At 42.4% G+C, this 23,966-nt stretch carries 27 protein-coding genes and 1 pseudogene; 1 reads left to right on the top strand and 27 read right to left on the bottom strand.

Annotated elements, in window-relative coordinates; all coding sequences use genetic code 11:
* Positions 1-52: 52 nt before the first annotated feature.
* Genes NW213_RS10630 through NW213_RS10645 form a run of 4 tightly spaced genes read right to left on the bottom strand, consistent with a single transcriptional unit; the run spans position 53 to position 3,583 of the window.
* Positions 53-1,267, bottom strand: a complete 1,215-nt coding sequence (locus tag NW213_RS10630; RefSeq protein WP_258322743.1) for a phage integrase SAM-like domain-containing protein — start codon at positions 1,265-1,267, stop codon at positions 53-55.
* Between the two features lie 48 nt (positions 1,268-1,315).
* A complete protein-coding gene (locus NW213_RS10635) occupies positions 1,316-1,852 on the bottom strand; it encodes a hypothetical protein (protein ID WP_258322744.1) in 537 nt (178 codons plus the stop codon).
* Positions 1,853-1,877: 25 nt separating this feature from the next.
* Positions 1,878-3,137, bottom strand: coding sequence for a relaxase (locus tag NW213_RS10640; protein ID WP_258322745.1), 1,260 nt, complete (start codon positions 3,135-3,137; stop codon positions 1,878-1,880).
* Positions 3,134-3,583, bottom strand: coding sequence for a hypothetical protein (locus tag NW213_RS10645; RefSeq protein ID WP_258322746.1), 450 nt, complete (start codon positions 3,581-3,583; stop codon positions 3,134-3,136). The genes NW213_RS10640 and NW213_RS10645 overlap by 4 nt, the downstream gene beginning before the upstream one ends.
* A 103-nt stretch (positions 3,584-3,686) precedes the next feature.
* Here NW213_RS10645 and NW213_RS10650 point away from each other — a divergent pair, with 103 nt between their 5' ends.
* A complete protein-coding gene (locus NW213_RS10650; RefSeq protein ID WP_258322747.1) occupies positions 3,687-3,902 on the top strand; it encodes a hypothetical protein in 216 nt (71 codons plus the stop codon).
* Here NW213_RS10650 and NW213_RS10655 read toward each other — a convergent pair.
* The 23 genes and pseudogenes from NW213_RS10655 to NW213_RS10765 form a co-directional block, all read right to left on the bottom strand.
* Positions 3,874-4,311, bottom strand: a complete 438-nt coding sequence (locus NW213_RS10655) for a hypothetical protein (RefSeq protein ID WP_258322748.1) — start codon at positions 4,309-4,311, stop codon at positions 3,874-3,876. The genes NW213_RS10650 and NW213_RS10655 overlap by 29 nt on opposite strands.
* 255 nt (positions 4,312-4,566) lie before the next feature.
* Positions 4,567-5,061: a hypothetical protein gene (locus NW213_RS10660; protein WP_258322749.1), complete on the bottom strand. Its 495-nt coding sequence runs from the start codon at positions 5,059-5,061 to the stop codon at positions 4,567-4,569.
* A 37-nt stretch (positions 5,062-5,098) separates the two neighbouring features.
* Positions 5,099-5,332, bottom strand: coding sequence for an excisionase family DNA-binding protein (locus NW213_RS10665; protein ID WP_258322750.1), 234 nt, complete (start codon positions 5,330-5,332; stop codon positions 5,099-5,101).
* Positions 5,333-5,640: 308 nt separating this feature from the next.
* Complete coding sequence (locus tag NW213_RS10670) at positions 5,641-6,573, bottom strand: hypothetical protein (protein WP_258322751.1); 933 nt, start codon at positions 6,571-6,573, stop codon at positions 5,641-5,643.
* A 15-nt stretch (positions 6,574-6,588) separates the two neighbouring features.
* The gene (locus NW213_RS10675) at positions 6,589-7,740 is read right to left on the bottom strand and encodes a site-specific integrase (protein WP_258322752.1); all 1,152 of its coding nucleotides are present in this window, start codon (positions 7,738-7,740) and stop codon (positions 6,589-6,591) included.
* A gap of 19 nt (positions 7,741-7,759) precedes the next feature.
* The gene (locus NW213_RS10680) at positions 7,760-8,872 is read right to left on the bottom strand and encodes a site-specific integrase (RefSeq protein WP_258322753.1); all 1,113 of its coding nucleotides are present in this window, start codon (positions 8,870-8,872) and stop codon (positions 7,760-7,762) included.
* Positions 8,873-9,085: 213 nt separating this feature from the next.
* A pseudogene (locus tag NW213_RS10685) lies at positions 9,086-9,331 on the bottom strand (conjugative transposon protein TraK); the annotation flags it as partial.
* A gap of 23 nt (positions 9,332-9,354) precedes the next feature.
* Entirely contained in the window at positions 9,355-10,485 is a 1,131-nt protein-coding gene (locus NW213_RS10690) for a hypothetical protein (protein ID WP_258322754.1), read from the bottom strand.
* 33 nt (positions 10,486-10,518) lie between these two features.
* On the bottom strand, positions 10,519-11,250 hold the full coding sequence (locus NW213_RS10695) for a DUF5045 domain-containing protein (RefSeq protein WP_062695345.1): 732 nt from the start codon (positions 11,248-11,250) through the stop codon (positions 10,519-10,521).
* Between the two features lie 24 nt (positions 11,251-11,274).
* Positions 11,275-12,018, bottom strand: a complete 744-nt coding sequence (locus NW213_RS10700; protein WP_258322755.1) for a hypothetical protein — start codon at positions 12,016-12,018, stop codon at positions 11,275-11,277.
* On the bottom strand, positions 11,993-14,551 hold the full coding sequence (locus tag NW213_RS10705) for a hypothetical protein (protein WP_258322756.1): 2,559 nt from the start codon (positions 14,549-14,551) through the stop codon (positions 11,993-11,995). Before NW213_RS10705 ends, NW213_RS10700 begins: the two co-directional genes overlap by 26 nt.
* A gap of 9 nt (positions 14,552-14,560) precedes the next feature.
* A complete protein-coding gene (locus NW213_RS10710; RefSeq protein ID WP_175324269.1) occupies positions 14,561-17,119 on the bottom strand; it encodes a TraG family conjugative transposon ATPase in 2,559 nt (852 codons plus the stop codon).
* A gap of 154 nt (positions 17,120-17,273) precedes the next feature.
* Positions 17,274-17,576: a DUF4133 domain-containing protein gene (locus tag NW213_RS10715; protein WP_062695337.1), complete on the bottom strand. Its 303-nt coding sequence runs from the start codon at positions 17,574-17,576 to the stop codon at positions 17,274-17,276.
* Between the two features lie 27 nt (positions 17,577-17,603).
* Positions 17,604-17,960, bottom strand: coding sequence for a DUF4134 domain-containing protein (locus NW213_RS10720; RefSeq protein WP_018667712.1), 357 nt, complete (start codon positions 17,958-17,960; stop codon positions 17,604-17,606).
* Between the two features lie 70 nt (positions 17,961-18,030).
* Entirely contained in the window at positions 18,031-18,327 is a 297-nt protein-coding gene (locus tag NW213_RS10725; RefSeq protein WP_050541679.1) for a DUF4134 domain-containing protein, read from the bottom strand.
* Between the two features lie 37 nt (positions 18,328-18,364).
* On the bottom strand, positions 18,365-18,838 hold the full coding sequence (locus tag NW213_RS10730) for a hypothetical protein (RefSeq protein WP_018667710.1): 474 nt from the start codon (positions 18,836-18,838) through the stop codon (positions 18,365-18,367).
* 278 nt (positions 18,839-19,116) lie between these two features.
* Complete coding sequence (locus tag NW213_RS10735; RefSeq protein WP_018667709.1) at positions 19,117-20,055, bottom strand: toprim domain-containing protein; 939 nt, start codon at positions 20,053-20,055, stop codon at positions 19,117-19,119.
* A 75-nt stretch (positions 20,056-20,130) separates the two neighbouring features.
* Positions 20,131-21,183: an AAA family ATPase gene (locus NW213_RS10740; protein WP_018667708.1), complete on the bottom strand. Its 1,053-nt coding sequence runs from the start codon at positions 21,181-21,183 to the stop codon at positions 20,131-20,133.
* A gap of 40 nt (positions 21,184-21,223) precedes the next feature.
* A complete protein-coding gene (locus tag NW213_RS10745; protein ID WP_009275719.1) occupies positions 21,224-21,367 on the bottom strand; it encodes a hypothetical protein in 144 nt (47 codons plus the stop codon).
* A gap of 16 nt (positions 21,368-21,383) precedes the next feature.
* On the bottom strand, positions 21,384-21,713 hold the full coding sequence (locus NW213_RS10750; RefSeq protein ID WP_018667707.1) for a helix-turn-helix domain-containing protein: 330 nt from the start codon (positions 21,711-21,713) through the stop codon (positions 21,384-21,386).
* A gap of 168 nt (positions 21,714-21,881) precedes the next feature.
* Positions 21,882-22,607, bottom strand: a complete 726-nt coding sequence (locus tag NW213_RS10755) for a hypothetical protein (RefSeq protein WP_004309761.1) — start codon at positions 22,605-22,607, stop codon at positions 21,882-21,884.
* A gap of 214 nt (positions 22,608-22,821) precedes the next feature.
* On the bottom strand, positions 22,822-23,202 hold the full coding sequence (locus NW213_RS10760) for a helix-turn-helix domain-containing protein (RefSeq protein ID WP_008781816.1): 381 nt from the start codon (positions 23,200-23,202) through the stop codon (positions 22,822-22,824).
* An 11-nt stretch (positions 23,203-23,213) separates the two neighbouring features.
* Entirely contained in the window at positions 23,214-23,612 is a 399-nt protein-coding gene (locus NW213_RS10765; protein WP_227201968.1) for a hypothetical protein, read from the bottom strand.
* Positions 23,613-23,966: the final 354 nt, after the last annotated feature.

A 23,966-nucleotide genomic window follows, 5' to 3' on the forward strand; every position in this document is an offset into this window, starting at 1 on the left:
CTCTCCTATGGAGAGAACTCCTGTTTTGCTTAACAATCCAAATGCTAATTCTCTACAACTTTCCCAATATCAATTCATTCGCCATATCAACTCTTGATGTATCCAATGAAGTGAGATAAATCAGCGTCGTGTTTTCCGAATCATGTCCCATTCCTTCGCTGATGACCGATAAAGGAATGTTTTGGTCTTTGGCTACACTGGCCCACGAATGCCTGCTGACATACATTGTAAGGTTCGTATGTAATCCAGCTAACGTTGAAATCTTTTTTAAGTTGTTGTTCACTAGGCGTAGCATATTGCGGTATTGTCGACGTTCGTTATTTCGGTCTCGTATTATGGGCAATATGTATTCCGAATCTCCCGTTGGATGCTTGTCAAGTATCTTCTGCATACATTTTTCCCATTTGACAAGCAACGTCTGTTTAGTTTTCCGTCTGACATATGTTAGAATGCCGTCTCGAAGGTCTGTCTTTTTCAGATAAGCCATATCGACAAATGACATTCCACGTGTATAGAATGAGAACATAAACAAATCTCTTGCGAAATCCAAGCTCGGTCTTAATGACAAATCCAATTCCTTGATGCGTTTTATATCCTTTAATGGGATTGCACGTTTTACAGTTTTGTCTATTCCGGTATATACATGTTTGAACGGATAACGTTGCGACGTGAGTTCTTGTTCCACGGCACGGTTGTACACGGCACGGAGTATGCGGTTATAGAATGAAACAGTGTTCCTTCTCACTCCATTTGATTTCAACCAAGCTTCATATTCCATCATAAGGTCGGAAGTCATTTCTTCAAACAGGAGGTCTCTGCCCTTACGAAAACGCATAAAACTGGCCAATGTTGATGTGTAGGTTTCCGATGTCCGTTCTTTGCCCAATCGTTTTAATCTGAATATGGTGTTTTCCATGAAGGATTTAAACGAATGGGTTCTCATAAGTTCATGGAAAGCAGTTACCACGTTATCGGATGTATATGCTATTTTTTTACTGTCCAGATTCTGAATAACCATTTTTAAACTATCCATATCATGACGCAATTTCATATCAACAAACGTAATGACTTCCTTGCGCTCGTTACTAATATTTTCATTGTTTATTGCTATAACTGTAGATTTACTCTCATCCCATTCATGAGGATATAATTTGTAGTCAGTCGTAATTTGTCTTACAATACGGCGGTGAGTGACAAGATAGACGATTGTACCCGGTCGGCCTACGACCGTTGACGGGCGAAATTTTATTTTTACTGTTGTTGTCATACATTAATATTATGGTTTCTGTCCAATTTAACTTCCATCTGTTTCATTTCATTCTTTCACTAATGCCCATAACAGAATAGCTAAATAACATATGATATAAACGATAGTCAGTATTGTGATCCATCGGTTGGGAATCCAAATACCTTCATCCTTTTGAAGGTGCTTGGCTAACTCTTTACAATGTTCCTTCAAGAGTTTCTTCTCTGCCTTGATGTGATTGACTGAACATTGGTTTAACTTTGCCAATTCACTGTCATCTACTTTAGCACGAATGACTGTGTGCTGTTCCGCCTTGACAATGGCGCGGCTGATGCCGTCCACGATGTTGTCCGCACTGTCCTTTGCCGCAACCAAAGCATTGAAAGCAGTACGTTCACGTTGGACGGTATGCTTCAAGCTGCCGTGTATGGCATGCAGTTCTTCCTTCAGGGCATGGATTTCATTCAGCAGATTGCGAAGCTCAACCATTTGGCAGTTGACTTCCTGAAGCAGTCCATCAAGCTCCTGCATATCCTGCTTCAATTCTTCTTCGGGCGTATAATTGGCAAGCCGCTCACGCAGTGCGGCAGTATCGAGTTGTTTCATTATTGTAGCTGTTTTTAATTCGTTGTCATTTACGTTTTATTCCTGTTTTCTTCTGTGTGCCGAGCCTGTGCGAAACCTCACGCGCACAACGACGGGCAAATTCAATCTCGTCTTCCTCCGGGTCGCGCCCCCATTTGAGGTCGGACTGCGAACCGCCGCCACCTCCGCCCGATGTCACCTCATATGGTGACGCTATAAGGGTAAAGTAAGCCATCGCCAAGTTCTGCAAGTCCTGCCAGTTGGCCAGCTCCCGATGGTCGAACTCGTCATTGAAGAAGGCAAGCACCTTGTCCGGGAAATAACGCTTGTAGGTCTTTCCGTCGTGCTCAAACTCCGTGGGCTGGCTGTTCGGCTTATAGGTCGTGTAGTCCTCGTAAACCTGATTGCTCTGCCGTATAACAGGCTGTGGCTTTTGCTTCGTAACATTGGGCGCGGGTGGTTTCGATGTCGGTTTGGCGGTTGGTTTGGGTGTCGGACGGGATTGCTTCGTCTGTTCAAGATGCAGTTTCTCCCATGTCTGCCTGATACGGGATGCAGTCAGGTTGCGCCCTTTTCCGAGTTCCGAAGCCTTGAATTTCGTGTTACCTTTAAGAAGCACATAACCACGAATGACATCTTTCTTGTCCTTGCGCAAATATAAGTCATAGCCTTTGGCGGCAAGCCTTTCTTGGTAGCCGTCCCATGACCACTTATCAAGTTCGCACAAGGCCTCCATGCAGTCGGCACTGACTTTGGGGATGTTGGTCTCGTGTATGTGCTGCGCCGTAGTCCATCCCCTTTGCCGGGCAATCATTTCAGCCGCCCGTTGTGCGCGGAGGTGGATGGCGTGGTCGTTGTTGATGTTCCCGTCCTCGTCCACGCGGCTGACGATGGCATGAAGATGCGGTATGCCACTGTCGGATTCCTCATGCAGCCACACGGAGGACTTGCTGCCCGATATGTTTGTTTGCTCAGAAATTACCTTGCCGTCCTTGTTGCGGATTTCCTGAATGTCGAAAGCGGCTGCGAAGTCCTGCCACAGTTTCCGCCAATCGTCCAAAGTGAAATTTTCGGTATGTTCCATCGCCGGGCTTATCTCCATGCGGATGACATTGTTCTTGATGTTCGGATGGTTCATTGTAGCGAACTTCATTTCCGTAAAAATGCCTGTCGCATCCATTCCTTGCTGCATGAAGTTGTCACAGATACGGGTAATCCTTTCGGGATGCTTCTTGTTCCTCGATTCTCCCGACACATACAGCATCGCCCTTATGCCGTGGGCTACGGCTTTAGCCTTGGCTATCATGCGCCGTCCTCCTTCGCTTTTTCGTTTGTTGTCCCTGCCGGATAGCTGTTGGCCGTCTGTGCGGACTGCAAGAAATCGGTGACACGGTCTGTGACATACGCCACTTTCTCGTACCAGTCAAGCATGGTCGGCTGGTGCCGGAAAAGGCGTATCTTCTCGTTGTCGGTCAGTCCGTGCAGGGCGTTGGCGAAGTTCACCATGTCAGTGCGGCAAGCCGCAAGTTGCCGCAATCCGTCCAATTCCTTGTCGGAAAGCCTTTGCCGTGGCTTGTAGCCGAGTGCCCTCGCACGGATGAAATCGCTGCGTGTCATGCCGCACTGGTCAGCGGTACTTTTGATTTGTGCAAGCTCCTGTTCCGTGACTTTGGTGACCACCACCTTGTCACGCTTTACAACAGGCTTTTCCTGTTCGGATTGCTGCTTGGAAGTATCTTCTTCATATGCCATAAACAAAAGTTCTTAAAATGGAATAATACGGTATCTACAAAAGGGATGGTGCGAGCCTGCGAGCGGCAAGGACAACGGCCTGCCAAGCCGTTGCGAGAGTGTCGTGGTAATACCGTCCGGAGGCGGTAATACCTCGGCATATCTCGCAACTGAACGCTACTGCTCCATGCCATTCCAGCCGTCCGCTTGCCACAACCAGTACAGACTTGTGCCAGTAGAAATGCCGGAGAATGGAACAACGGGAGGTGTCGTTTGCACTATGCTGCTATCGGCTCGGCTTCTGATGGCTCTTATTTTTCCCTCTGCTCGTAAGGAATAAAAGGGTTTTTTATGATGCCGTTTCCCGCTGTTTCCCATTTCAAAAGGCACGGAAATGTCATCACTGATGCAACCTTTGAACGGCAAGTGTCGATAAGCCCCATATCCGTAAGCATGGCAAGCAGGTTGCGTATGCGCTTCCTACCCATGCTCCATTGCGATGAAAGCTGTTCCTCGGAATACTGTGCCTGACCAGCGGAAAGCATGAGTGTCCTGCGGAAGCCTTTGCTCTCTCCGGCGGCAACCGCCATTCTTGCCAACAGGTCGCCAAACAGAACAAAGTTGCCTGTCTCCCTGCCGTTGTCATCGGTCGTTGTTCCGCACAGCCATTGCATTGCATGGTCGGAAAAGCTGAAAGAGAATGATGCAATTCCTGACGGGTACATGAACCTGTATGTTTTCTTGTCCATAAAATCTATGACTTTATAAATGTGATACTGTTTTTATTTGAATGGAATGAAGCCATGCAGGTATCTGTATAGAAATACCGACTTGCTTTTTGTTGTACCCTGCACGGCTTGAAATAGTTGAATTGCGTATAAGTAGAAAGGTATTTGGTGAAAGCCACGCATCAGCCGGTCAATAAGTCCTGTCCCGAAATAAGGGAAGAAAATAAACTGCATGGACAGACACCTAACATACTTCTTTCCAACTTTAGCACACGGTCACTTGTTTGCTCCGTTGCTGTTAGCGTTGCCCGAAAACGGTTGTCCGGGTGCAGGCCGCTTGTCAAGGCTCGACACGGCACGGCTGATGTCCGTCGCGTTCACCGCAATGGAAAGCAATGCCTTGTTGACAGTTACCAACTGCCGCTTGTCGCAAAACTCCGCCACACGCTCCAGCAATCCGAACGCACGGTTCAACCGATGTCCCTGTATGTTGTCCGCTGTCAACCTGTCGTTGTCCGTGCCGCTGTTTAGATAGCGGTTGAGCGCAAGGCGGTCATCCGCCGAAATGCTTTCTGCCGTTGCCTTGCCGTCAGCGATGACTATGCTCACGCGCAGTGCATCCGCTTCGTAGATACCAACACTCTCCAAGAATGTGCGGATTGCCTGTACGTCCTTGCCGCTAACTTCACGCTTACGGCTCTCGTTCTTCTTTACGGTCGGAACAGCTGTAACTGTGCCAGCCTGTTCCATGTTCTTGTTCTGTTGTTCCATAATACAATTTGTTTTTGATGTGAATTAAAAATGTTGTTTACTTCCGTCCTGCAAGATAGCGGTCGGCTTCCTCCGCAATTTCCTCTTGGGATGAAATGCGGACACCTGTAAGGAAAGCGTCCAAATCCTCTTTCTTGAAAAAACACAACTTGCCGCACGGCTTGTACATCGGGATAACCCGGCGCATCATTAGCTTGCGGAAGTAGGACAGCTTGAAGCCGCAATACTCGGCCGCTTCCTTTGTGCTTAAAAGTTTTCGTTGCTCTGTCATGTGCGTATATTTTTAATTGATAATCGACTGCGCCCTTGTCGTGGCGACAATGCAAAGGTATGGCGGCAAATTCCAATAGCAATCAATGTAAATGACACTATAATGGCATTTTGCGGATTATAAATGCGAGTATAAATAAGGCTAAAACGATGTATAAAGGAACTCTAAACACTCCATAATCCCATATCATCCATACATGGCAATCTATCAGTGCGGAAAGAAATAAAGGTGTTCACGGACGGACACAAAAATCCCGCCATCGGTTTGCAATGACGGGAACAAGAAAGTGGTCTTATAAAAGTATGCGGTTAGAGTTTCTTGAACTCTTCAAGGTCGTATGTGTCAAGTCTCGGACGCAGTCGCGTGGCCTTGCGCAACAGCTTGGCAATATGTCTTTGGTGTTCGGACGGGTTGTCTTTGGATGCGGCTTTGAGGTTGCTTGCCAACTGTGCGCCGTTGTTGAGCGGCCAGAACTTCTCGAAGATTACCCATTTGCCTTTCCTGATTTTGAGTGCGGCGCATAGGGCGTTGGCGATATAGGCATAGAGCGTTTGGTTGATTTCGTCATCCTCCTTTTTCATCAGAGGCTGGAAGTCCGCATCCAAATAGCCGTCCTCCCGGAACAGCACGAGCAAGAACAGCGCATCGTTGGTCTGCAATGCTTCTGGCAACTTCTTTATCTGTTCCGGTTGAACTTGTGAAATAAGATGGTCGTAGTGCCGGATTTCATCCTCCTGCTTCATCGCAACTGGCGGCGTAGGTATTGAAAGCACAGCCTCGATTTGCTTCTCCACTTGTTTGTCAACAGCCTGTTGCTTGCCTGGAACAAGCCTGTTCCATCGTTGGCGCAACCACGACTTTATCCGTTCCCCGTAAGCCATGCCGATGATGCAGGGCAGCAGGAAAAGCACGGCAAAGAGTGAAGTCATGACGATGAACGTACTCCAGTCCATGTGTTTGTCAGGCGTGAGGATGAAGGCAATCAACAGTGAAACCACAAACCAAGAGGCTGTCAAAACAGAGCGGTCTTTTGAAAGCCACTTGTCTGTGATGATGTCGTACAAAAGGAAAAATTCTACAACCAGCCCAATCCAACCGATTATTGACAAGGCGGTAAAGACAAATGCAGCCGTAGTTGCTTCCATACGGAAAGCAACGGCGGCTACCACCCCGAATGCGGTTGCGGTTAACACCGTAAGCGGCAATAGCATCGTAAGAAAGTTATCGGACAATCGTTTCATCGCATACAACAGGGATTAGTCTTTGAAAATGTCATTGACGCGGTTGACTGCCTCGTCTTTCTTCTGGTCGATAATCTTCGCGTAAATCTGCGTGGTGGAAATGTTCTTGTGGCCGAGCAGCTTGCTCGTGGTATAAATGTCAACATCCAAAGTCAGCATCATGGTAGCGAAGGTGTGTCTGCTGACATGGTAGGTCACGTGCTTGTTTATCCCAGCCGCCTTTGCCCATTTGTCAAGGATGATGCAGATGCGGCTTTCGGACGGAAGGTCGAAAACTTTGTCCTCGTCCTTTGCATCGCCACGCTCCGGCAGCCACTTCATCGCTTGCTTGGATAACGGAAGATAAATAGGGTCGTTGGTCTTTTCCATTACAGTGAACACCCTCCACTGGTCGCCGTCCTTGTGAATGTCGCCCCATGTAAGACCGACAACATCGCTAATGCGCAAGGCGCAATAACAGGAGAATAGAAAAGCCTGCTTCACGGCAGGACGGGTAGGACATTCCGTTGCAATCATCTTTTTCAGTTCATCAATCTGCAGGAACTCGCGTTTACTTTCGGGACGGTGGATGCGGTCTGCTGCTGCAATGTGCGTGAACGGATTTTCGGAAAGATAATCATTCCGCACAGCCCAATTCAGCATGGCACTAAGCACAGTGACATACCCGGAGGCGGTGGTCATAGAAATAGGACGGTTCGTCCGTGCCTTGTAATCGTTCCGCAGGAAATTCATAAAAGCCAAGCAATAATCCTTGTCAAGCATCCTTATGGGAACATCGCCACGGAATTGGTATGTCGCTTTCCGTATGGAATTGACACCACGGAGGGATGACTTTTTGCCGTTGTCCTCCAGCCATCTTGCATAGAGGCCGAGCAATTCCGACAACTTGATACGGCCACGCAACGTGGCGTTTGAAACTCCCTTTTCGTTGTTGGTAAGTTCTATGATACGGTCTGCCTTAATCTTGTTCGCCAAAGCCATGTTGTGTTGGTTCATGGCGCGGCTTGCCGGGTCAATCTCCGGCACGATATAAAGTTTAAGGAACTCATACGTCCTCTTCCCGTTGCGGTAAATATCCAGATAGATGGACTTGTTTCCGTTCTGCAATTCCTTGAAGCGGATGCGGACAGGCTCTTTCGCCTTGATAACTTTCTTCGGTCTGGGCATGGTGTTATATTTTTGTTGATTATTCGATTTCCACTGTTTCTTTCTTATCCTCAATATGACTCGCGGCAACCATTTTCATATATCCTTTCATCGTCTTGGGCGTAAGGCCGAGCATACAACTGACAGTTCCGATGTCGGTGCCAGTGATGAGCAACAGATATATAAAGGTGTTTTGCGCAAGCCTGAAACTCAACTGTTGTTCTATTCCGGCGTTCTTTCCCCATTGCAATAGTATGTTTCTGATTTCAGTATCTCTCGGCAGACCTTTGAATACAAGTCCGCGATGGTTCGTAGTTTCGGGTAGCCAGCGCATTGATATGGAAGTAAGCGGTATGGATGACTTTCTTGAATGTATTTCGATTGTCGTTCTGTCATTATCCGTTTTTATGTCTTTCCATTTGAGGGAGAGGACATCAGCAAAAGACAAGTATGTGAAGATGCTCAACATAAACGCCTGCTTGACTTGCGGCCTTGCCATTACAGGGCATGGGGTATTCATTAAAGAGCGTATTTCATCAACGGTCAGAAATTTTTTCAGCGGACGTTCCCTTGTGATACGACCGTGGATATTAACGAAGCGGAGGGGATTAACACCTATCACACCATCCGTTACTGCCTGATTGAGTGTGCTACTGAAAAGGTAGATGTATATTCTTGCAGATGACATGCTAATTTTCCCGAATTGCGCGGTGTAGTCCTTATGCAGGAAGTCAACCAAACCGTCACAATAGCTTTCGTCAATATCAACCACTTTCGTATCTAATCCACGATAAGCATCTACAGCCTTTTTCATACTTCTTATATTACATGCGGTAGAAGCATCGCCCTTATCGAGCATGATTTTCTCGTACTCGTCAATGGCCTCTCCAATACGCATGGCTGACGGCTCTTTGGTTTCTATACCAAATCGCACGGCAAGCAGTTCATCTTCCCTGGCGGCACGGGCAGTTTCGGCTTCTTTCATCGTCCGCTTGTTAGCTGCGATATTCTTTTTAGATGTTTCGGGTAACAAATAGAGGTGGAGGGCTTCGCGGATGCGTTTGCCGTCCTTATAATAGTCAAGGTAGGCAGACTTCTTCCCGTTGTCTATCTCCTTGTATTTAAGTGTGATATGCGATTTCTGTATGGTCATAAAACTCTATTTTGTTACTATACGGTCATTTTACAGATGCAAAACTACAAACTATTTTTCAAAGTAACAAAATAGTAGCAAACAAAGTAACAAAATTAACCCGATTTAGCGAAAATAAGAACTCATCATCTTTTTGAATAAATCGCATAAAGTATTGATATATAATGATATTAAGTTCTTTTCAGTTCTCATCTATTCCAATGGAAAACTAATATAAAGATAATGGTGGAACATCTCGATGTGAGACTTAGCTTCTACGTCAAGCGTTTCGTCCATTGTGCTCCGATGAACAAGAATAGGCACATTGCCGTCCAAAACATAGACTTTCTTATGGGCATCCGAGACCATTGTCCTGGCTGTCCAAATGCTGGAGATGCAGATGATGATGCAGCCTGCAAGGAAAAGGGAACATATAATCAGCACCAGCTTGATTTTGTTTTCAAGATTCTTAATTACCATAATATTCCATATTGATTTATTGCTTACAATACTTTGCTAATCATGCCTTGGGTTGATACTTTGGCTTGCTGTGCGACTCCTTCACCGAAGTTTCGAGTTGAGAATGCTGTATCGCCTTCCGGTATCATCCATGCGGCCAAATCAGGTACAAGGTTGAGACATTTCAGTGCCACAATACTTGCGGCCATGAGATAGCCGGCTGAGAAGAACGAGTTCTGCAGATAGGCCGCCATGGTCTGTTCGCTTTCGGTAATGGCAGTCAGATTCTCTACCTGTATGCACAGGACAATGTCAAATAGGAGCAGTACATAGAATCCAACGAAGTACAGCATAGCTCCGTAGAAGTGTACGGTCAGATAACGTATGAGCCACTTTGCCCAGGCACCTTCCCATTTGGGCAGAAGACTGAATGCCCACTGTATCGGCCCGAAGATGGTCAGCATCCCCAACAGGATTTGCTGGCAGTAGATGGTTGCCCACCAACCGATGCGATAAACTATCAGAGCGATGAGCATAATGATTTTATCCAGTCCGACCACTGCACCGGCAGTTAGTGAAGTAAACCATAGTTTGGATGCGTCCTTTTCCATGTTGGTCACTTCTTCAACACCGGTCTGTTCCATCGTGGACTCAATAAGATTCGGATCGGACGTTCCTGAATGTGCTACGTCAGCCTGAGCTTGCAAGGATGTATAGAGAGTGTCCCTGACATAAATGAGTTCCTGAACTTCCTCAAATTTATCTTCTATCTGTAAGGATTCTGCCTGATAAAGGTCATGAGTATATGAACCGATACAGTTAGGAATGTAAGAAAGAAAGTCAAGGAAGCACCAACTGCTTCCGCTGTTAGTTATACCCGTATCTGCAGGTGGATACCACCAGCATAGAATAACGGATATAGCTAATGGCCGGAACAGTTTCATAACGTCCAGAGGCTCGTGCTTCACCATCATCTTATAGGCTATATTTCCTGCCACTACAATAGAGAACAGAGCAGCGAGAGCCATGCACATTTGGAGAATCCACCAGAACGGTCCTTGTGAGCCTGTGAATGTGGCATCTGTAAGGAACTCGTTTGTCTGGAAAATCACGTCATCAATCTCTTCTTCAAGAATATTGATACCGAAATCTGAGAGTATATTTGAATCTGCCATGATTTTAGTTTCCTTTTATGTTATAATTCTCTGTTAATTGTGCCCTTCTGAATTTAGTTGCCCGGCTTCTCGCCAACGGCTAAATGCTTCGGTTGCATGAGAAGCAACATCAGTTCGTCTGTTCAAGCGGGCGGCCAACAAGGAAGCTGTCTTGTTCCTGTTGCTTAACTGAATCAGATACGCTATGAGAATTTCATTCTGATGCTCTATATCAGCATATATCGCAAGGTATTGTCTTTTCCTTTGGGCGTTTGGCATATAAGCGTCCTGGGTTTCTTTAATGGCTGTCCTGAACATATTGTAGTATTCGTTCCATCGCGTTTTATCATTTACCGTACCTCCAGAACTGATGATGCGGTTGATATTCTTTTCAAAGTCTGATAGCTTGTTATTCACTTTGCTGCCTTCTGCAAGCCAGGCAATATCAATCTGTCTATCGGCAATATTGAGAGCTTCAATTTCTGCCCGCTGAGTCAGTGACGCTTGAATGCTGTCAGCTAAATCTACCTGTTGGTATGATTCTACACCAGCCAGTGTCCTAAAGCTCAGCTTGTTTTTACTTGCTGCCGATTTCTGGTAGCTGTTATGAAAGAGGGTGTAGTAGAAAGCAGGGGTTAGTCCGCCAACACCTATTTCCTGAACTGTAATCTGATTCATCTTTGTAGCATCGTGGTTGTATGTCACATAAGACTGGGCAGCTGCTTTGAAACAAAGCAGCATTGCACATAAACATAATGTTGTCCGATAACTGATAGAATGTACCATATCTGTTGAGTTTTAAATTGTTATTTAATAGCCTAAATAGCCCGCAACTTTCCACCGGCCAAAAGCATCATTAATAATCTCTTCCTTGGTCTTTGCACGATAAACCTGTCTTTTCCAATATCCGATGCGTACCTGAATGTATCTCCAGGTCTCAAAGTATGCCCTGTTCAGATGCGTCCTGATATTGTCGAGTGAGTTGTTTATGTTCATCAGAATGATATAAAGATCCGCAGTTGAACAGGCTGCCGCACCGGTTGCATACAGGATTAAATCACTGACCGAACGATACAGATTGTCTCCTTCTTCTGTAATATTTGCCAAGGCCCCGGCATTGACTGTGATTATTAAGGTATCTGTGCTTACAATGTTTCCTCTGTCCAGACACTTCCTTCTGAAGTCTTCAAGCATGTTTTTATAATCACCCACACGGTCACTGATGTTTTCGTAGGTGTTATAGATATTGAGACTTGTCCTTAGAGACTGATACAGAATATCAATAATATCAAACGCACGGGTGTATCTGTCAAGCTCTTTATTGATGTCCTTGAAACCGATATTGGCATCACTGCTGTACTCATGCAGAAGTTTGTTGCTTGCCTCCAGTGTGGATCGAACAAGCAGCAGACTTCGTTGTTCTTTATGGTCGTTGATATAAGCTTCTATGGAAGCTACATCAAAACCATATTGAGCCTTGGCTGTGAACGGGAACAATACCAAAAGGCATACAATAATCGGCAATATGTTATTCCTGGTCGTTTTCATCTTCATCGTATTTACCATTGTATGTATCTGAGTGAGCACTGGAGGCTGCCTGACGCAACCAGCGTTTTCTACATTGTTCAATGAGTGTCAATCTTCTGCCACTGTCATCGTTGATATACGGGACTACGCTTTTCAACATATCTATGATGGAATGTTTGTAGTGCATCATCTTTTCCAATGATACAAGGTCGGCATAGATATTGGTGAGTCTAGTGTCAATCTGACGGGCTATTTCAAGTCTGTCGCTTGACCAGAGCAGATGATAGGTATCACCGGTATCATCGACTTCTACAGGACTACTTTTGGCATATTCCACAGAAGGAGTGCAATCCGGAAATTCTCTGGCCACTTCTGATAATTTTGAATTGACCTCGTTGGCTTTTTCCGCATCCGATTTGGACGGATCGAGATTGACTACTTCAACAACCTGTGTGTCACTGTACTCAGTAGTAAGCGTCCATGAAATCTGTACGATAGCACGGTGTATCTTAATCCAAAGAAAATATTTTGGTTTCCTGGCTATGGAGATGGTTGCTTTAAAGGTTATGGTACCGTTGATGTTGGGCATGGATGCAGTACGAACGAATGTATTGCCTTCCCATGCACCTGAACCGTTCCACGACAGATTATAGGCTGTTTTACAATCCTGCATGATAGCCGGTATGCGGTAGTAGTCATCCGTGGCAGCATTCTCGCCGTCGATAGCTTCCTGCTTTGCCTGTTCATACTGTGACAGTTCTGTCTCATACGAGCTCATCTCAGCTTTTAGGCTTGATATTCTGTCCTTGTTCTCATTGTAGGACTGTCTGTATATTGCAGCATCCTCGACGCTTGCTGTCTGGATTTTTTTCAGGAGCTCTGCGTTTTCTGCCTCCAGTGCTGTTATTTCTGATTGTACTGAGACAATATTTCCTTTCAATTCCGTTATCTTGGAGTCTATTTCAGATATATTGATACTTCCTTCGGAAACACTTGTTGCCATAGAACATTGCTTGGTATGGTTGTTTACACTGCTTCCACAATCAGAACATTTGTATTGTGTTGAACCTTCTCCTAATTTGGCACCGTCATGACAGGTTACGCTGATGGTTGCTGTCTCACATCCTGAAATCTTCTGGGCATTGGTAGTCTGATAGTATTTCTTTGGGTCACTTCCCAGATAATAGGTATAGCCCTCTTCATTATCGTTAAGTTCAGATAGACGTGCGTTCATACCCGCCTTAAATGTATTCAGGTCCATAGTGTATGAATCAAATATGTCTTCATAGACTACTTCCTTACGATTCCAGCTTTTGGTAGCATGAATCTCGTAAGCGTATGCTTTTGCATACAATCCATTCTTTGAAGAATTAATCTTGTATGCGAGCATATAATATGAGATGCTATAGGTATAGCCATCATTGGCTTTATTCAGATTGGCTATCTGTGAACGACTGTATCCTGCATGATTCTCGGAGTTTTGGAGTGCGGCTTCACGCTGTGCGGAGGATGGATAAAAGTTTTCATCTGTAGTGCTGATTCTGTACCAGTGATTACCGTTGATAATTGAGTTATTGTCTTCAGGAGGATAATAGTCGCAAAGTTTAATTGTACCAGCATCTACACGGTAGATATACCACCTTTGTGTGTAGTACTGGCCGAATGCTTCATTGGCATAGTCTGTAATCCATGCCGTTGTGTTGTAATTCGACAAAGAGAAGAGATTGGCGATGCCTTCCTCTCCACCGATAAACTGTAATAAGGTATTTCCGGCATTCTTGGAAAGATTGCCGTACAAGTCGTACACATTCTCGGCTATCTCAATGACACTGCTTGTCTTGTCCATGATGGTTCCGTTAAAGGAACTGTTTCCAAGAATGGAACTTACAGCATTGCCGGCTCCAGCTGAAGCAAGGCTAACGCCCATCGCATAGAGGTTATCTATGTCTTGCTTCAGGTTTTCCTTTGTGAAGTTTGTACCAATATTTGAGAAGCTTTCAAGCAGAACATTCCAATCCACATTGCCCAGTTCTGACAATTTCAGAATTGCTGCAAGTTCCTGGTTGATTTCAAGAAATACGATGTCCTTGAATGACAAAGTACTATTGGTAACAATAGACTCAAACTGATAACACAAAGTCTTTACCTCATCACAGATCTTATAGAGATAGCTACCCCAATAGAGGGTGTTATGAGGACTTTTAAGCATCATGCCGGCAACAGTCCATATTTTGGGCATAATTTTGGCAGACACCATGTTGTATATACGGCGGTAATAGTAGTTCTCTGTTGCACTGGTCCAAAGTCCCAGATTTGTGAGAGCTCTGCGATCGAGGAACTTGGAACTGAAGATTCCTGCAGCAGCCACTTCCGCTGCCTGATAATGTTCCCTGATCTTGGCTATCTGTTGAGCATAATACGCCTCAGTAGCAGCTTCTGTACCGAAAGCCGCCGACATTTCCGCTACAGTGCGAGTATCATAATTTACACTGTAATACTGTGCCATAGCAGGCACTATAGCACAGAGAAATAGAAGTTGTATTATCAGATAGCGTTTCATTTTCAAATCTTACATTTCTGTTTTTGTTTTGAGATTAAGAACATGTTGAGCCTGGTTCACCTTTTGTGCAAAGGCCAAAGACTTGGTTATTCCTGAAAGACTCCAATCCCGGCAATAGGCTTCTATGGCATGCTGATGGTCACACTTCAACTCTCTTTTATAGAGTTTCAAGGCTTCCTTTTCAGCTCGCTCTGTAGTGTAAGTCATGTAGCATTCACGTGGCTCTTCAACTCCAAATACGGCCCCGACACTTCCACGTCGGATAAAGACCTCACGGAAGAAACTTCGTCCTTCCTTATTCTCCAGACGGTTGATAGTGAAAATCTTCTTACAATCAACGTCCGTCAAACCGAGCGTGGCTTTAATCTCATCAAATCGCTCACGGAATTTGCTCTGGTCGAGCAGCATTACCACGTCTGAGTTATTGATGATAGCTTCCTTGACAATAGGACTTCCTACAATATCCTGTATTTCCTGCGTTACAACACCGACAGAAGCCCAGAACTTTCGGGCAGTCTTGTAGAGATACTTGATATATTCGGCCATCATGGGAGAGGCGATAGCCTTCCATGCCTCTTCGATAACCAGTACCTTACGGTTCTTCTTGATTCTCATCTTCTGGATGAATACATCCATGATGATAAGCGTAACAAGAGGGAATAGAAGAGGGTCATCCTTAATGGAGTCGATTTCAAACACGATGAAGGTCTCATCAAACAGTTTGGTGTCCAGGTTCTCATTCAGCGTCACCTCATGGCTTCCACCCTTGTAGAAGTCCTTCAATAGATAGTTGTAGGCTGCCAAGTCAATGCCGGAAAGTTTATTTTCTTCAATGATTTGTGGAATGCGGACAATACTGTATTCATAGAAGGTGTTAAACGAGAGATTCTCAATACGACGGTTCACAAAATACTCGTCAAAGTATTCTTTGATGACTTGCTCAATAAGCCGGTCTTCCGTCTTGGTAACTACTCCCTGGGTGCCTTTCCAGATAAGCATAATCAGATTCTTCAAGAAACCGATTTTCTCGATGTTCAGCTCTTCATGTTTGATAGCAAAAGGGTTCATCGTGATAGGATGCTCCTCGGTATAGCTGATATACTTGCCACCTACATACTCGCAAAGTCCCTCGTATGAATTACCTGTATCAACCATTACAACATCAGTGTTCTGCTCCCACATCTGACGTACCACGCTGTTCATGTGGAAACTTTTGCCACTGCCCGAAGGACCAAGACAGAAGAAGTTGGAGTTATCTGTAATCTTGTTCTTACCTTCCTTACCACTGATGTCTATGGCAACAGGCACTCCCTGTCTGTCGGTGTAGTATATTTTCAGCGGTGTTTCTTCGCTATGCTGAATCCTTTCCTTGTACATAAGGCAAGTTGCTGCATCACTAAGGGTCAGGAAGCGGTCGTATTCGGGATTGGTAGAATAGCAATTGCCGGGGAATGAATTGACAAAAAGCTCCAACTGATTGTACGATTGCTTGCTGATGTGGATTCCCAACTTGCTGAAGAGATTCTCCAGATGATTGGTACATCGCTGAATATCCGTATCGATGGGTACTCCAACGATAAGATTGAAATGGGTATATACCAACTGTTTGTTTTCTCTTGCGATAACATCCTGTACATTTTTAATGTCCTCCACGGCAATCTGGTTGCTTGGATTGGGCATACTTGCATGGCGGTTTTTTTTCTTTTCAAGCAGAGAAAGCTCTTTTTTCTGGTTGGGAATGAAGAGCATCTGGTTATACACGACCATCTCAGCTGACGGTATGCTGTCTAACAATGATACCATGTCTACTGGCATGGAAACATTGTTCACCTCAATGTTTGTAAACGGACGTACCAGAGAGGGGATGTTGATGCAGTCCACATCCACGAGACTATATATCTTGCATCTTCTATCACCCATGGTAATAGCTTCGTCATCTACCTTGAAATTGTTCATCGACAAATTTTTGTCCGTGAAGTTCATTGAGAAATAGCGGTCTACGTAATCACGGGCTTTATTGCCATCAAGAAATTGGGCATCCACACCGGAGTCTCTCAACTGGTCTTTGACCTTGCGTATCTTTACCATGAAATCACGCCATTTCTTGCTGTCAAATGAAAAAAGATTGCTCTTCTTGTTTTCCTGAGTAATAATCATGTAGCTCTGACAGTCGGTATAGGTACGACCTGTGAAATAGTTGAAATATGATTCCGACAGAAATTCATGATTATCATTACTATCGTCATGAAACTTCTTGCGGATGAATACATCTTGTTTGTGGATGGCATATCCATCACCTAAAGTCTGTGCAAGGGCAGTGAAGAGATGATTGAACTCGTAGTAACTGTCAATGTCTGCCGAATATTTCTGTACCGGGTTTTCCATCTTCAGAATGGCCGAGTATTCACCGGTCTTGGTGTAAAGCACCCCGATACCGTTGACCTCTTCCAAAGAGAAGTAGATATTCTGGAAGATTTTCTTGCGTTTCCCTCCAGTACCGAAAGCCATGACTGAGATAGCCATACCAATAAGGATTGCCACAAATGTTAAGATGACGTATAGAATCATTGTTCTTTGAATTTATTATTCGATTACTTATCAGTTACGTTCACAATCTGAGAGTTGTCGTATAAACTATGTTAGGCTCATCCTAACGGGAGGGTGAGCCTAACCACACACTATTCAAAATCCAACTCTCTTGCTCATTTATCATGTTGTCCGATTACATCTTATGTGCATTGGCATAGATGAATACGCCATGTTCCTCTTTCTTGGTGTGTAATCCTTTCCTTTGTTTGAAAAAGATAAGTGCAGCACCGGTGCATAGAGTTGCAGCAAGGACGATGAGTCCGGCAATAAATCCGAGGATGCAATACACTATGATAAAGCTGAGAATACCTCCACCTACAGTTGCTGCAGCCCAGGTGATATACCTGCCTTGGAATCCCATAAATTCAAGGGGTTTCTGAAGCCCCTTAAACATGGGATAGCTGACGTATTGATGATTGCCCGATTCCTTTGTCATGATGAATCCATATTACTTGGATAATAGTTAGATACCAAAAAACAAAGGCAGAGCCTGTGCAGCAGCTACAAGGAAGATACATGCACCAACAACCATCATGATCTTCTTCTTGACGTCCTGCTCCTCATTGTTCATTGCAATGTAAACGCTTATGGCACCCACAACGGCAACGACACCGGCTATGGCATAACAAAGCTTCACAACGTATGGAACATACTTTGCAATTTCTTCCGTAACTGTAGTCAGTGCATTTGTTCCGGCAGTGTAGTCTCCTGCAGCATTCTGAGCATAAGTGGCAGCTACTCCGCAAAAGAGCAACATGGCCAGTGTTCCAATACGTTTAGCATTGAAAATCCTTTTGGTTAAATTCTTGATTTTCTTCATTTTTTTGTTGTTTTACAGTTAAAAAATTAGACACGTTATCCTTACTTGCTTGGTTATTTATTTTTTACTTTTATACAATATTATAGCCAAAGAATGCAGGGAAAATGATAGTTGCTCCAATCATAAACAGGCAAGCTCCAACCAGCATCATTATTGATTTGGTCACATCTCCTTCACCGGTATTCATTTTGATATAGATTTGTAAAGCTCCTATAATTGCTACTATGGATGCAATAGCATAAAGAAGATATACGACATAGAGCATCATTGTGACCGTAAAATCATGGGCATTACTCAATGCGTCAGCACCCCAGCTGTAGTCAACACCACCGCATTTAGCAAATGCCGACTGAGGCTGGAGGAACATGAAGCCGAAACAGGCAATAAAAAACAGTTGTTTGATTTTACAGTTTATCGATTGCATTCCTTTTCTCTATTTTTCTTTTGTTGTGTTTGTCGTTGAGATTTTGCATGAACTCATCAGGATAGAAACTGTATTGAGGAACTGCCTCTATTTCTTCCATGTTTTCTTCGTTTTCTTTATTGAGTTCTGCACTTGTAGTAGTCTGTTGAGTGGATTTAGACTCTTCCTCTTCAGGAGGGGAACTGTTGCTCTGCTTATTGCCTGTTGGAATAACTACCCGAAGGCCGTCGTCTGTTACTTGCTCTGTGTATGTCATGTCACTACCTTCAGGACCATCATTATGTTCTTCCACGGAAACCGGCACTTCTTCATTATCCATGCTGCTGACATCAATGGTCTCTTCATCCGTTTTCTTTTCGTCTTTCTTACTATGAAGGTCAAGGGTAATCATTACTGAAAAGTAAACCACATAAACAAAGGTGAGGACCAATACGAATATTACAAATCCTGGCATTCTCAATCTGATTTTAATGTGTTATTATAAATATATTTTATACTCAGAAGATAAAATTGAAAACCAATTTGCTCCTGTAACATGACAAAGGAAATGAGTTTTATGGTATTCCGATAAAAATATGCCAATTTGCATTTCAGTATTAACATACATTTGTTTAGAAGTATGATATTCTGGTAAAAATCATACTATTAGAATAAAAACATCACAAAAAAAGGAGGCTCTCTTGTGGGGAACCTCCTTAAACTAATAGAACAGACTTATTATTTTTGTTACTCCTATACTATTCCATTGATGACATCGTTTAGATCTTTGAAATTTGGGTATCTGACAGATTCATCAATTACCTTGTTTGAATATTCGTCTTTGATTTTCTTTGTTGTAGCTATACCGGCAGCATCGTTGTCAAGATAACAGTGTACTACATCATATACCTGGAGATATGGAAGTGCAGTTTTAATATTACTGATTGAATTAAGAACAATATAATCACAGTCGTTTTCAACACAAAGTTGTATATCCATCATCCATTTTCTGATACTTGCATACGTGAGCATATCAAAGAAACCTTCAAATATGCAGCATTCTGAATGTGATTCACCGTTGGGCTTTATTACGGATATTGTTTTCTTTCCGATACTGCGTTTGCAGTATTTGTTTCTGATTTCCATACCACCATCTACATTTTCAAAGGCTATGGCATAATAATGTTTATCATTGATATGATAATGTATTTCCTTACAGAACTCCTGAGCAACCTCGAAGTCAACACGTCTTTGTAAAATATATCTTTTCAAATTGGGATGACTGAGCTTGCTAATACGATCAATGAAAGTAATACTTTTTCTTTCATTACCCTTTTCTGCTATATGGCTCTCATTCCACGCATTTCTTCTTTGTTGTTCTTTGGTCATCGCTTCATAATCTTCAGCATATTTGAGATTATGGTTCTTAATCTGTTGTTCAAGATAAGTAAGTACTTGATGATTATTCCATGAAGGGTGCATCTTCTGAACAAGATTTATAATGTTTCCTCCTGAGCTGGCCCCAAAGTCATTCCAAAGATTTTTTGTAGGACTGACATTGAAAGATGGAGACGATTCTGCTCTAAAAGGAGATAGATACCAGTAATTACCTCGATGGATATAGGCATACTGATAACCTTCCGTTTCAAGGAACTGTACAATACTGACTGATTTTATTTCATCTATGGTCATGGCATATCAATAATGTCTAATTGGGCTTATATAAGTTTAGTATATATATACCCTGTTAAACTTAAACTCATAAACTTACTTTAACGGCAGGAGTGCAGGATGATAATGATAACCGTCTTTGTCTTTGGTAATCAGTTTGCGCTCACAGAAGATTTTAAGCATATCCTTAACTGCATTGTCCCCACGCTTGTAGCCTTCTTGTGCGTAAGCCTGACTGATTGCTTTCACCAGTTCAAGATACCTCTGTGGACTCTCACCTTCAAAAACAGTGCGAAGTACTTTGGCATGTAAGTCATCTGGCAGAGATGTCAAGGGCTTATCTTTGGGTTTGACTACTGTAATATGATAGCCGTCATCCAAGACGGGGAGAGAATTGTCGTCAATGTGAAATGCCCATGAAGAAAACTCCTTGTCTCGCATGTGCATAGGCCTGACTTCACTGATGTTGGAATCCTGTTTGTTCTTGCTGATTATCAGAACTGTTTCAGCCTTGTTTTCAAGTTCGGTACCAATATGACCTCTGGTGTTATTGTCATTCTTGTTAAGATGCAGCACGCAATGGATGTGAAGATTGTACTTGCTTGTCCAGGCCATGAGCATAGTCATCACATCGGTTGATTCTTTGGCATTGTTAATGTCATACATGAGATCTCGTAAGCCGTCGATAATGACCAATCCTACACCCTCAAATGTTCTTAGGGCATAATCTATGAGGGCAATACGGAGAGTAGGAGTGAACTCCCTTAGCCCATAGAACTTGATGCGTTTATCTTCCTTTGTCAGACTCAATCCTGCAAGGCGGTAGATGCGTTCTATCACATTGTGGCAGTGAAACCTACTTTGTTCTGTATCGAAATAGAGGATTTTGCGTTTACCATCAGGAAGACTGGCCCGGTATTTAAGAACCGTTGAATTGTTTACCGCTGCTGCAACCATTGCTGTAATATTAAAAGTTTTCTTGCTCTTTGCTTTACCGGTGGATGCGCTGAAATTACCAAAGGTTGCTATGGTACAATCTCCAACCCATAAAATCTGTGGTGGAACAGGAGGCTTTTCACATGCCTTTATTTCTCCTTGTCTCAGGTAGTTGTCTAATTCCTGGTCGTTGAATGTACTCTTGCTTAGCATTCCGACTTCAAGAGAGCTTTCCACTGAACATTCCTTATCATTACTGTTTTTCCTTCTTATCATGACATAGTTCTTTTTTATTATCATTTTTTGAGGAACTTATGACAACTTCTGACTTTTTCAGTAAAGCAGTCAGTTGAGCATCTGTATAAACCTCCTTTTTATTATGTTTCTTCTTTTTCATTGTAATATTCTATTTATCATTTTTTTTGTTTTGCTGGCACTACATGATTCTTACGCATCCATCTCAGGAGTTCTTGTCTATTGAAATAGATGGTTTTCCCTTTGGGCTTAAAATGTGGAATCTGCATATTCATAGTGAGTTTATATATCTGGGATTGTGATATTCCCAAATACTTTGAAGCTTCTTCAGTGGTCAACATTTCTTTAACCACATATAATCTTTCCTCAATCTTTGCAAGACGTTCATTGAGTATTTCTGGATTAATACTATTAAGTTCTCCAATTTTCATTTCCAAGAGTTCTAATCTCTTTTTTAAGATGCTGATTTCAATGTTACTGGTTCCCATTTTCTAATGATTTAATGTTATACAATAGGGAGTACCCCAAAAGCTGAATCGATTCTGGGGTAAATATACTCCTATTGTTATTTTCGCAATTTGAATGTCTCCTGTCAGTTTAAAATGTCAGGGAGAGTGTCAGGGATTTTTCTTTCAATTGCTTTACATTGTTTCACTTCAATACATTTCTTTCAGTTGTTTTACTATATTCACATATTCTTCTTCAGGAAATGTAGCAGTAGTATTCTTTAGTTCTGTAAGACGTGAACTGATTGCTCCACGAGTTGATGGTATCATACTTTTCTGTGGGGCTAACATTTTATTTCTTACTACAAGTGATACCCAATTATATGGAATCATTTTTTGTTGGGAAAGAGAATATAACAGCTGAAGTATATAGCGCAAGTTTGTGGCTATAAGAGTCTTTTTTAATGTACAGTTAAAGAACTTTTCAATAGTATTCTCGTCAACAGGGGTAGTGAAGAAATTCTTTCTATTGGCAAAATCTGTGATAAGTTTAATTTGCTTTCTGTTAAAGGATGCAAGTCCATTGGAGTCCTTTAATATAACTTCCACATGGTTAAACTCATTAAGCATTTTAGAGAAGTCTGTCTTTTCGAATGTAGATTTAGTGAAGTACTTCTCAACAAGATCTTTTCTGTCGGTCAGTAATTCATAAACACAGAAAAGATTTTGGAAATGTTTTCGTATTGCTTCCTCATCAGATGTGAAAACAGGAAGATGATAACTGATTAAGTCATTTACATAGCGATTGTAAATTTTTCTATCATTAATTACTTCAGTTTGATAATGCTTGTAACTGACTTTAAATAAGTCCCAAAGCTCATCTTTGGACAGCTCAATCTCTTGGTTTGTGAAATGATTGTTACATTGTAAATACAAAAAGAGAGAGCAAAGAGTGTTGATTCTTTTTACTCATAAATTAATTTTTTTTGTGTATAAATATTTAATTCTATTTCTATGATCATTTGTTTATATACTATATTGTAATTATCACTGATCACTTTGCTAAGTGCTTTTAAGTGATATATGCAAAAAAAATAGCCTACATTAGATAATCCTTAATGCGGGCTATTTATGAATTCGCATTTCTCTACTATTTCCTTCGACTTGATCTTTTGCTGAGTATTTGATTGATTTCTGCTGTACTGATTGGCTTTTCAGTTTTACAACCAGACTCAACCCATTTGATGAGATCATCCCTGAAAAATGTGTATTTCTTACCTTTCTTGTTGACTGGAATTTGTCCGTTCTGTATATAACAGTACATTGTCGATTTTTTTATTTTGAGAAATTCACAGGCTTCTTTTACATCCATTGGAATGTGTTCAGATGGAGACTTTTGATTAGATTGACGAATCTCTTCATGAAGTATTTCTATGGACTGTTCAAGTAGATCACATTTTTTAAGTATATCTGACATAACTCTTGGTATGTCATTAAAGGTTATCGGATTATCTTCTACGTATTCTTGCATATATAATTCTTTTAATAATGAAACTCGTAACTATCTTTATCAGGAATGTCAATTTCTATTTTACATTTCCCTTTTTGTCTGAGTGTACGCCTGATGCTTTCAATTTCAACGTCATTAAGTTCTTTAGGAAAACAGAGCTTGATGAAGGTAGCTCTGGTTTGTCCACTCCAACCAAGCCGTTCTCCTATATTCCAGGCATAATGTCTGATGTCGAGTGTGTTTAACTGACCATTTGTTAATACAGAATTGATACACGATTCTGGAATCTCGTAAAGTTTAATGTTCTGGCATAGGGTTTCCAGACAATCATCTGTCATGTATGGTGAAAAAACAGTATATGTATACTCCTTGATTGCCTCATATCTGTTAACCTCCAAATGGTCCTGTTTATTTTTATAAATCTCACGCATAATCTCTGCTTTATTCTTTTCTGAAGTAGCAGGTTGTAGAGAAGTGATGCTATTATTAATGATTATGCGCTTCTCAGTATGTAACCTGTACAGGACAGTTATTATACAAACTAATAAAGATAATAAAATGAGGTATAACAAAATCGGCAATGGGGATAACATTAGGTTATTATTTTCTGTTGCATTAGTGCTTGTGACCACCCTGATAATATATGGAGCGGTCACAAACAGAATAATGGTAATAATGTTTGAAATGAGAAGTATCAGTAAATTCTCTCTTATCTTTTTTGTCATTGCAATTGGTTTTTATCGTATTACTTTATTGCAAATTTATAGATAAACTTACTAATTGAT

Origin of the sequence: Bacteroides sp. ET336 (assembly GCF_024733815.1) — a bacterium.
Taxonomy (GTDB): domain Bacteria; phylum Bacteroidota; class Bacteroidia; order Bacteroidales; family Bacteroidaceae; genus Phocaeicola; species Phocaeicola cellulolyticus.